Raw genomic sequence first — 9,183 nt, 5'->3', positions numbered from 1 at the left:
GGGCCCTGGGCCGCGCCGAGCTGCTGCCCCAGCCCAGCCTGGCCATCGTCGGGGCCCGCATCGCCTCGGCCGGCGGCCAGCGCTTCGCCCGCCAACTGGCGACCGAGCTGGGGCGGCACGGCTATGTGGTGGTGTCGGGCCTGGCGCGCGGTGTCGACGGCGCGGCCCACGAGGGCGCCCTGGCCACGGGAACGATCGCCGTGCTGGGCGGCGGCGTGTCCGACATCTATCCGCCGGAGCACGCCGCGCTTCACGCCCGCATCGCCGGCGAAGGCGGCTGCGTGGTCAGCGAGAGCGCGCCCGACCGCCGGGCCATCGCCAAGGACTTCCCGCGCCGCAACCGCATCATCTCGGGCCTGTCGCTGGGGGTGATCGTGGTCGAGGCCGAACTGAAGTCCGGCTCGCTGATCACCGCCCGTCTGGCCGCCGAGCAAGGCCGTGACGTCTTCGCCGTGCCCGGCTCGCCGCTGGATCCGCGCGCCAAGGGTCCCAACGACCTGATCCGCCAGGGCGCGATCCTGTGCGAGGGCGTCGAGGACGTGCTGCGCTCGCTGTCGGGCCAGGCCCATCTGCGCGAGCGCGAGCGGCCCTATGTGGCCGAGGACGACGGCGTCGACATCGACCACGACGCCCTGCGCGAAGAGGTGGCCCGCCTGCTCTCCCCCACCCCGGTCTCCCGCGACGAACTGGTCCGCGCCACCCGCGCCCCCACCTCGGCTGTGATGGCGGCCCTGGTCGAGCTGGCCCTGGCCGAACGGGCCGAACTGCTGCCGGGCGGGATGGTGGCGGGGGTTTGAAAACCTATCGCGATGGGTTATTCTAAGGATGATCACCGTCCATCGCGCGGCCGGGTTCAGCGTCGTGATCTTCACCAACGATCACGCGCCCGCCCATGTTCACGTGTTCAAGGACGGCGAGGCGAAGATCAATCTGGCGGGTCCGGGCGAGGCGCCTGAACTGGTCTGGGCGGTGGACATGACCCGCGCCGACATCCGGCGCGCCATGGCGATCGTCTCCGAACAACGCGATCGCCTGCTGGCGAGATGGAACGAGATCCATGGTTGAACTCACCGACACCAAGATCGATGCGGCCATCGCGCTCGGCGAAAGGCTGGCCCAAACCGAACCTAGAGCGGCTTCCGCCCACTACGAGGCGTCAACCGCCCGGATCGTGGTGGAACTGACCAGCGGCTCGGCCTTCGCTTTCCCAGCGCGTCTTGGCCAGGGTCTTGAGAACGCCACCGACGAGCAGTTAGCCAAGGTAACCCTTCGCGGCTCGGGCTATGGACTCCATTGGGAAGCCCTGGACGTCGACCTGTCGATCCCCGGTCTGGCCGCCGGCATCTTCGGCACGAAGGCCCACATGGCCAGGATCGCCGGGCGCGGCACGTCCCCCGCAAAGGCCGCCGCCGCCCGCGCCAACGGAGCCAAGGGCGGGCGCCCGCGCAAGACCGCGGGCGCCTGACCCAAGCCCAAATATTCCTCTCTCTATAGAGAGAGCCGGGAACCAAATGCGTCGTCGGCCACCGCCGCCGTTGACAGACCCCTGGCGCCGCCCCCACTTTCCGGCCCTCGTCGCCCCGGTTCGCCTGGGAGACGACCCCATTTCCAGGCATCAAGGTCCTAATGATCGTCGTCGTCGTCGAGAGCCCGGCCAAGGCCAAGACCATCAACAAGTACCTCGGGTCCGGCTACACGGTTCTCGCCTCGTACGGCCACATCCGCGACTTGCCGTCCAAGGACGGCTCGGTCGAGCCCGATAACGACTTCGCCATGAGCTGGGAAGTCGACGCCAAGGCCGCCAAGCGGATCGGCGACATCGTCGACGCCATGAAGGGCGCCGACGGCGTGATCCTGGCCACCGACCCCGACCGCGAAGGGGAGGCCATCAGCTGGCACGTGCTGGAGGTGCTGCAGAAGAAGAAGGCGATCAAGGACAAGACCGTCCAGCGCGTCACCTTCAACGCCATCACCAAGGCCTCGGTGCTCGAGGCCATGGCCCATCCGCGCGACATCGACATGGAGCTGGTCGAGGCTTACCTGGCCCGCCGCGCCCTGGACTATCTGGTCGGCTTCACCTTGTCGCCGGTGCTGTGGCGCAAGCTGCCGGGCAGCCGCTCGGCCGGCCGCGTGCAGTCGGTCTGCCTGCGGCTGATCGTCGACCGCGAGCTCGAGATCGAGCGCTTCAAGACCCAGGAATACTGGACCGTCGAGGCCGACGTCACGGCCGGCGCCGAGCCGTTCCTGGCCCGCCTGGTCAAGCACGAGAACAAGAAGCTCACCAAGTTCGACCTTAACAACGAGACCTCGGCCTTAGCCGCCCGGGCCGCCGTGCAGAAGGCGGTCTTCAAAGTCGCCGCCGTCGAAAAGAAGCCCGGCAAGCGCTCGCCCGCCCCGCCCTTCACCACCTCGACCCTGCAGCAGGAAGCCTCGCGCAAGCTGGGTTTCTCGGCTCAGCGCACCATGCAGGCCGCCCAGAAGCTATATGAAGGCATCGACATCGGCGGCGAGACCGTCGGTCTGATCACCTACATGCGGACCGACGGCGTGTCGGTCGAGCCTGAAGGCATCGCCGAGGCGCGCAGCGTGATCGGCGCCGTCTACGGCGCGCCGTACGTCCCCGAGACCCCGCGTTACTACAAGGCCAAGGCCAAGAACGCCCAGGAGGCCCACGAAGCCATCCGGCCGACCAGCCTGAACCGCAATCCGGCCTCGCTGCGGCTGGAGCCGGACCTGGCCCGCCTGTACGAGCTGATCTGGAAGCGGATGATCGCCTCGCAGATGGAAAGCGCCCGCATCGAGCGCACCACCGTCGACCTGGAGAGCGCCGACGGCCAGACCGGCATGCGCGCTTCCGGCCAGGTCGTGCTCTTCCCCGGCTATCTGGCCGTCTATGAGGAAGGCCGCGACGACGCGGACGACGAAGACAGCGCCCGCCTGCCGATGATCGAGGAAGGCGCGGCCGCCAAGGTGCTGGACGCCCGCGCCGACCAGCACTTCACCGAACCGCCCCCGCGCTATTCGGAAGCCAGCCTGGTCAAGAAGATGGAAGAGCTGGGCATCGGCCGCCCCTCGACCTACGCCTCGGTCCTGACCGTGCTGCGCGACCGCGACTATGTGAAGATGGACAAACAGCGCTTCGTCCCCGAGGACAAGGGCCGGCTGGTCACCGCCTTCCTGGAGCAGTTCTTCCGCCGTTACGTGGAATACGACTTCACCGCCGCCCTGGAAGAGCAGCTGGACCTGGTGTCGGACGGCAAGCTGGACTGGAAGCAGTTCCTGCGCGACTTCTGGAAGGACTTCGCGGCCGCGGTCGGCGAGATCGCCGAGCTGCGCACCACCAACGTCCTGGACGCCCTGAACGAGTCGCTGGGCCCGCACATCTTCCCCGACAAGGGCGACGGCTCCAATCCGCGTCTGTGCCCGACCTGCGGCACGGGCATGCTGTCGTTGAAGGTCGGCAAGTTCGGAGCCTTCATCGGCTGCTCGAACTATCCGGAGTGCCGATTCACCCGCCAACTGGCCACCAGCGAAGGTGAAGGCGAGGCGGAAGCCGCCGACAAGGAGCTGGGGATCAACCCGGCGACCGGCCGCGCGGTGTGGCTGAAGAACGGCCGCTTCGGACCCTATGTCGAGGAGCCGGCGGCGGCCGACAGCGGCGACAAGCCCAAGCGCTCCAGCCTGCCCAAGGGCTGGACGGCGGCGGCGGTCGATCTGGAAAAGGCCCTGCGCCTGCTGTCCCTGCCCCGCGAGGTCGGCGCCCACCCGGACGACGGCAAGACCATCACCGCCGGCCTGGGACGCTTCGGGCCGTTCGTGCTGCACGATGGCACCTACGCCAATCTGGAAAATCCGGAGGACGTCTTCGACATCGGCCTGAACCGCGCGGTCGCCCTGCTGGCCGACAAGCGGGCCGGCGGCGGACGTCCGCAGCGCGGCCAGGCGGCCGCTCTGGCCGAGCTGGGCAATCACCCGGAAGACGGCAAGCCGATCCGCGTGCTGTCGGGGCGTTTCGGTCCCTACATCAAGCACGGCGACACCAATGCCAACGTGCCCAAGGGCGCCGATCCGGCGGCCATGACCCTGGACGAGGCCGTGGCCCTGATCGCCGATCGCATCGCCAAGGGCGGCGGCAAGAAGCCGGCGAAGAAGGCCGCGCCAAAGAAGGCTCCGGCCAAGGCGAAAGCCGCCGCGGCCACCGATGGCGCGGCTCCGGCGAAGAAGGCTCCGGCCAAGAAGCCGGCCGCAAAGAAACCGGCGGCGAAAAAACCCGCCGCCAAGAAGGCCAAGGCCGAGGCGTAACGCGCCTCGGCCGCTTGGTCCGGGGAAAATTGGGGGCTAAGCTGGGTTCATGACGTCGCTCGAACGCCCTCTTCCGCTGCCTGTCGTGGTCGTGATCCTGTCGGCGATCAGCGTCGGCGGGTTCGCGTTCGGCCTCAAGAACGCCCTGCAGAAGACCGACCACCAGGCGGTTTCGACCGCGCCGCTGGCCGAGGTCTCGGGCGTGCCGGTGCGCGAGGCCACGCCGGCCATCGCCGAGGTGGCCCCGCCCCCGCCGGTCGAGGTCCCCAAGCCCGCGCCGGTCGAGGAGGTCGCGGCGTCGGCCGCAGAGGCCCCGGTCGTCGAGACCCCTCCGGCCATCGCGGCCGAGCCGGCGACCAAGCCCGAAACCCCGCCGCAGACCCCGCCCCAGCGGATTGAGGATCTGTACTGAGCCTCAGGCCTTCGCCTCCCGCCAGTGGGGATAGGTGACATAGGCGGTCAGCGCGCCGTCCTCATGCGATCGAATGGTCACAGCCTCTCCCTTGGGCATGTAGACGATTTCGCCAGGGCCGGCGGTGACCGTCTCGGCCTCCGTCGCAACCGACACCCGTCCTTCCAGGACGATCATGACGTCGTCGACGGCCATCGTCTCAGCAAGGCTCTGGTTCGGCGCGTACCGCCCGTAGCCGATGGTGATCGGTCCGCCATTCCGTTCGTCCACCAGATTGCCGGCGAAGATGTCGGCCTCCTGCCCTGGGGAGCGCTCCAACGGCGCGTCTTCGATCGTGAACCTGCGGACCTTCATCGTCTTGCTCCCTGCGGGCCGCCGCAATTCCAGGCGCCTGAACGCAGTACACGCGGTCAGCCGGTAAGTTCCCGCCAAGGGCTGCTGGAACAGTCCGCGTCGCACGCCGGCGGCCAGCGTTCAGGGACGGATCGCCCATTTCCCTTTCCCATCGCCCCCCTTGCCGCGTTAGACGAAGGACATGGCTAAACCGCGCTCGCCCAAATCCTCGAAGTTCCCCGCCGCTTCTCAAGGCGCGAAGGCTCCCAAGCCGCCCGCCGGCCTGCCTGACCGCGAGACGCTGATCGCCTTCCTGCGTGACGCGGGCGAGAGCGGAAAGGCCGACATCGCCCGCCATTTCGGCCTGAAGGGCGCGGACCGCCGGGCCCTGCGCGAGATGCTGCGGACCCTGGAAGCCGACGGCAGCCTGGGCAAACGCGGCCGCCGAGGCTTCGCCGAAGCCGGCGCCCTGCCCCCGGTCGGCGTGGTCGACGTGGTCGAGCGCGACGCCGACGGCGATCTCTATGTCCGCCTGACCAAGGGCGGCGAGGACCTGCCGCAGATCCGCCTGGCCCCGGGCAAGGGCGACGCCTCGGCCGGCGGCGCGCCGGGCATGGGCGACCGCCTGCTGGTTCGCTTCGAGCAACTGGAGAGCGGCGAGACCGAGGCGCGGCTGATCAAGCGCCTGGGCCAGAGCGCTCACAAGGTGCTTGGGGTCATCCGCAAGCACCGCCGCGAGACCCGCGTCGAGCCCGTCGATCGCAAGTCCAAGGAAAGCCTGCTGCTCAACGAGCAGGAGGCCAAGGACCTCAAGGACGGCGACCTCGTTCTTGCTCAGGTCGGCACGGCCTCCGGCCGATACGGCCCCAAGTTCGGCAAGGTGCTGGAGGTGGTCGGCAGCGAGGACGATCCGCGCGCCGCCTCGCTGATCGCCATCCACAGCCACGGCATCCCGACCGGCTTCTCAGAAGAGGCTGAAGCCGAGGCCGGCGCGGCCAAGCCGCCGACCCTGACAGGCCGCGACGACCTGCGCGACCTGCCGTTCGTGACCATCGACCCGGTCGACGCCCGCGACCACGACGACGCCGTCTACGCCCATCCCGATCCGGACGCCGGCAATGTGGGCGGCTGGATCGTCTGGGTGGCCATCGCCGACGTCGCCGCCTATGTGCGCCCCGGCTCGGCCCTGGACCGCGACGCCCGCGAGAAGGGCAATAGCGTCTACTTCCCCGACCGGGTGGAGCCGATGCTGCCCGAGACCCTCTCCAATGGCCTGTGCAGCCTGCGCGAGGGCGAAAACCGCGCCACCCTGGCCGTGCGGATGGTGTTCGACAACGCCGGCCGCAAGAAGAGCCACAAGTTCGTGCGCGGCCTGATGCGTTCGGCCGCCAAGCTGTCCTACGAGCAGGCCCAGGCCGCCATCGACGGCGTCGCCCCGCCCGACGGCCAGGACGGCGACAAGGCCGGTCCGCTGCTGGACCCGATCCTGAGGCCCCTGTGGGCCGCCTTCCGCCTGATGGGCAAGGGCCGCGAGCAACGCTCTCCCCTGGCCATCGAGAGCGACGAGCGCCGCATCATCATCAAGGAAGGCGAGATCCAGTCGATCACCCGCCGCGCCAGCCTCGAGGCCCACAAGCTGATCGAGGAGATGATGATCCAGGCCAATGTCTCGGCCGCCGAGACCCTGGAAGCCAAGCGCATGCCGCTGATCTACCGGGTGCACGACACGCCCAGCCAGGAGAAGGTGCTGAGCCTGACCGAGTTCCTGCAGACGCTTGAGGTCAAGTGGTCCAAGGGCGAGGCCCCGACCACGGCGCGCTTCAACAAGCTGTTGGACGACACCCGCGAGAGCCCGCACGCGGCGATCATCAACGAGGTGGTCCTGCGCACCCAGATGCAGGCCCACTATTCCAGCGACAACCTGGGCCATTTCGGCCTGAACCTGGCCCGCTACGCCCACTTCACCAGCCCGATCCGCCGTTACGCCGATCTGATCGTCCACCGGGCGCTGATCCGCGCCCTGGGGCTGGGCGACGACGGCCTGACCGACCAGGACATCAGCCAGATCAAGGACACCGCCGAGGTCATCACCCACGCCGAACGCCGGGCCATGGCCGCCGAGCGCGACGCCACCGACCGCTACATCGCCGCCTTCCTGTCCGACCGGGTGGGCGCGACGTTCACCGGCCGGATCACCGGCGTCACCCGCTTTGGCCTGTTCGTGAAGCTGGACGAAACCGGCGCCGACGGCCTGGTGCCGGTCTCGACCCTGGGCGAGGAATATTTCGTCCACGACGACCGCATGCACGCCCTGGTCGGCGAACGCACCGGCAAGCGCTTCCCGCTGGGCCTGGCGGTCGAGGTCAAGCTGCGGGAGGCGACGCCGGTGACGGGCGGTCTGCTGTTCGAGATGCTGACGGACGCGTTGCCGAATGATCCGAAGGCGCCGAAGCCCAGGCTTGGCATCCGAGGCAAGCCGGCCATCAAGCCGCGCGGGGGTTTGCCGAAGGGCGTCCGACGCGGGAAGCGGCGGTAAAAACACCCTCTCCCAGAGGGAGAGGGAGGGACCCGCGCTCGAAGAGCGTGGGAGGGTGAGGGGTTACACCCTCACCGATTTCTCACGAAAGCCCTGCCGGCACGTCGTCGGACGCCTTACCCCCTCACCCTCCCAAGCTTCGCTTGGGCCCCTCCCTCTCCCCTTGGGAGAGGGTTATTTGCGCCCCAAATACCCCAACGCCAGCAACACCTCGGCCTTCACCCCCGTCTCGAACACCGCCTCGTCGACGTCGAAATAGGGCGAGTGGTTGGCCGGGGCCGTCGCCGCCGGCACGGAGGCTGGGCGGCCGCCCAGCTGGATGAACACCGCCGGGACTTTCTGGCCGTACATCGAGAAGTCCTCGGCCCCGGTGACCAGGGCCGCCTGGTCGTCGACCTTGCCCGGCGAGGCCTGCTCCAGCACAGGCTTGACCCAGGCCGACAGGGCCGGGTCGTTGTAGGTGACCGGATAGGGCTGGGTGAACACCGCCTGGGCCTTGGCGCCATAACGGTCGCCAATGGCGGCCACGGTTTTCTGGACCTTGTCGATCACCTCGGCCCGACGCTCGGGCGTGAAGGTGCGCAGGGTGCCGGTCATGGTCAGGTCTTCGGGGATGATGTTGTTGCGCACCCCCATGTTGATGGTGGCCACGGTCAGGACCGTGGGCGAGGTCCCGACATCGATCTGGCGCGCGGCCAGCTGGTTGAAGGCCTGGACGATGTCGGCCGCGACACTGGCCATGTCGACGCCCGCCCAGGGCCGGGCGCCGTGGGTCTGCCTGCCCTTGACGGTGATCGTCAGCCGCTCGGACCCGGCATAGAAGCCGCCGGCCCGGTAGTTCAGGGCGTGGGCGTCGCCGGGGCCGATGTGCAGGCCGAAGACGGCGTCGACCTTGGGGCTGTCGAGCGCGCCGTCGCGGATCATCAGCTTGGCGCCGCCCTCCTCGCCGGCCTGGGACCCCTCCTCGGCGGGTTGGAAGATCAGCACGACGGTCCCCGGAATCTCGGCCTTCATGCCGGCCAGCACCGTCGCCGCGCCCAGCAGCATGGCCACGTGGGTGTCGTGGCCGCAGGCATGCATGACCGGCAGGGTGCGGCCCTCCCATTGGGCGGTGACCTTGGAGGCGAACGGCAGGCCGGTCTTCTCTTCGACCGGCAGGGCGTCCATGTCGGCGCGCAGGGCCACGACCTTGCCGAGCTTGCCGCCCTTCAGCACGCCCACCACGCCGGTGCGGCCGACGCCCTCGCGGACCTCGAAGCCCAGGGCGCGCAACTCCCTGGCCACCAGGGCGGCGGTGCGGACCTCCTGGTTGCCCAGTTCCGGATGCTGGTGGATGTCGCGCCGCCAGGCCACCACCTTGGGCTGGACGGCCTTGGCGGCCGCGGCCACTTGAGCGACGGAGGGGGCGGCCTGGACGGCGGACCCGATCAACGCGGCGGCCAGCGCCAGCCCCGAAACCCTTGCGAACATGGTCATTCCCCTCGATCCCTGAAATCCCCGGTGGGAGCTTGGGCGAGCGAGCCGAAGGGGGTCAAGCGCCGGGGATGAAATTGGGGACACGCCGCAAGGGCATGTCCCCATCACGAGCTGGGGACATGCC

The 9,183-nt window shown here is 69.1% G+C and carries 8 protein-coding genes; 6 read left to right on the top strand and 2 right to left on the bottom strand.

What is annotated here, in order from left to right; translation table 11 throughout:
- The 5 genes from dprA to WAL33_RS17805 all read left to right on the top strand — a co-directional run.
- Positions 1-797 (top strand): DNA-processing protein DprA (dprA, locus tag WAL33_RS17825; protein WP_422182863.1); only part of this gene is annotated, 797 nt, incomplete at its 5' end.
- A 28-nt stretch (positions 798-825) separates the two neighbouring features.
- On the top strand, positions 826-1,065 hold the full coding sequence (locus WAL33_RS17820) for a DUF4160 domain-containing protein (protein ID WP_422182862.1): 240 nt from the start codon (positions 826-828) through the stop codon (positions 1,063-1,065).
- Positions 1,058-1,465, top strand: a complete 408-nt coding sequence (locus WAL33_RS17815) for a DUF2442 domain-containing protein (protein ID WP_422182860.1) — start codon at positions 1,058-1,060, stop codon at positions 1,463-1,465. Before WAL33_RS17820 ends, WAL33_RS17815 begins: the two co-directional genes overlap by 8 nt.
- 161 nt (positions 1,466-1,626) lie before the next feature.
- Positions 1,627-4,302, top strand: coding sequence for a type I DNA topoisomerase (topA, locus tag WAL33_RS17810; RefSeq protein ID WP_422182858.1), 2,676 nt, complete (start codon positions 1,627-1,629; stop codon positions 4,300-4,302).
- A 49-nt stretch (positions 4,303-4,351) separates the two neighbouring features.
- Positions 4,352-4,714: a hypothetical protein gene (locus tag WAL33_RS17805; RefSeq protein ID WP_422182857.1), complete on the top strand. Its 363-nt coding sequence runs from the start codon at positions 4,352-4,354 to the stop codon at positions 4,712-4,714.
- A gap of 3 nt (positions 4,715-4,717) precedes the next feature.
- Here the strand turns inward: WAL33_RS17805 and WAL33_RS17800 are convergent, their stop codons facing one another.
- Positions 4,718-5,068: a cupin domain-containing protein gene (locus WAL33_RS17800; RefSeq protein ID WP_422182855.1), complete on the bottom strand. Its 351-nt coding sequence runs from the start codon at positions 5,066-5,068 to the stop codon at positions 4,718-4,720.
- Between the two features lie 181 nt (positions 5,069-5,249).
- On the opposite strand from WAL33_RS17800, the gene rnr reads away from it, so the two are divergent.
- Positions 5,250-7,583 carry a ribonuclease R gene (rnr, locus tag WAL33_RS17795; RefSeq protein ID WP_422182853.1) on the top strand — a complete coding sequence of 778 codons (2,334 nt, stop codon included), beginning with the start codon at positions 5,250-5,252 and terminating at the stop codon, positions 7,581-7,583.
- A gap of 174 nt (positions 7,584-7,757) precedes the next feature.
- Here rnr and WAL33_RS17790 read toward each other — a convergent pair whose 3' ends face one another.
- Complete coding sequence (locus WAL33_RS17790; protein ID WP_422182865.1) at positions 7,758-9,053, bottom strand: amidohydrolase; 1,296 nt, start codon at positions 9,051-9,053, stop codon at positions 7,758-7,760.
- Between the last annotated feature and the right edge of the window lie 130 nt (positions 9,054-9,183).

Source organism: Caulobacter sp., from assembly GCF_049283275.1.
Classification (GTDB): domain Bacteria; phylum Pseudomonadota; class Alphaproteobacteria; order Caulobacterales; family Caulobacteraceae; genus Caulobacter.
This window is presented reverse-complemented; position numbering and strand designations above follow the sequence as displayed.

What these genes read in the sequence shown, in the direction of transcription:
- WAL33_RS17800 (WP_422182855.1), bottom strand. Translation starts at nt 5,068, where the DNA reads ATGAAGGTCCGCAGGTTCACGATCGAAGACGCGCCGTTGGAGCGCTCC.
- WAL33_RS17805 (WP_422182857.1), top strand. Translation starts at nt 4,352, where the DNA reads ATGACGTCGCTCGAACGCCCTCTTCCGCTGCCTGTCGTGGTCGTGATC.
- WAL33_RS17815 (WP_422182860.1), top strand. Translation starts at nt 1,058, where the DNA reads ATGGTTGAACTCACCGACACCAAGATCGATGCGGCCATCGCGCTCGGC.
- WAL33_RS17820 (WP_422182862.1), top strand. Translation starts at nt 826, where the DNA reads ATGATCACCGTCCATCGCGCGGCCGGGTTCAGCGTCGTGATCTTCACC.
- rnr (WP_422182853.1), top strand. Translation starts at nt 5,250, where the DNA reads ATGGCTAAACCGCGCTCGCCCAAATCCTCGAAGTTCCCCGCCGCTTCT.
- topA (WP_422182858.1), top strand. Translation starts at nt 1,627, where the DNA reads ATGATCGTCGTCGTCGTCGAGAGCCCGGCCAAGGCCAAGACCATCAAC.
- WAL33_RS17790 (WP_422182865.1), bottom strand. Translation starts at nt 9,053, where the DNA reads ATGTTCGCAAGGGTTTCGGGGCTGGCGCTGGCCGCCGCGTTGATCGGG.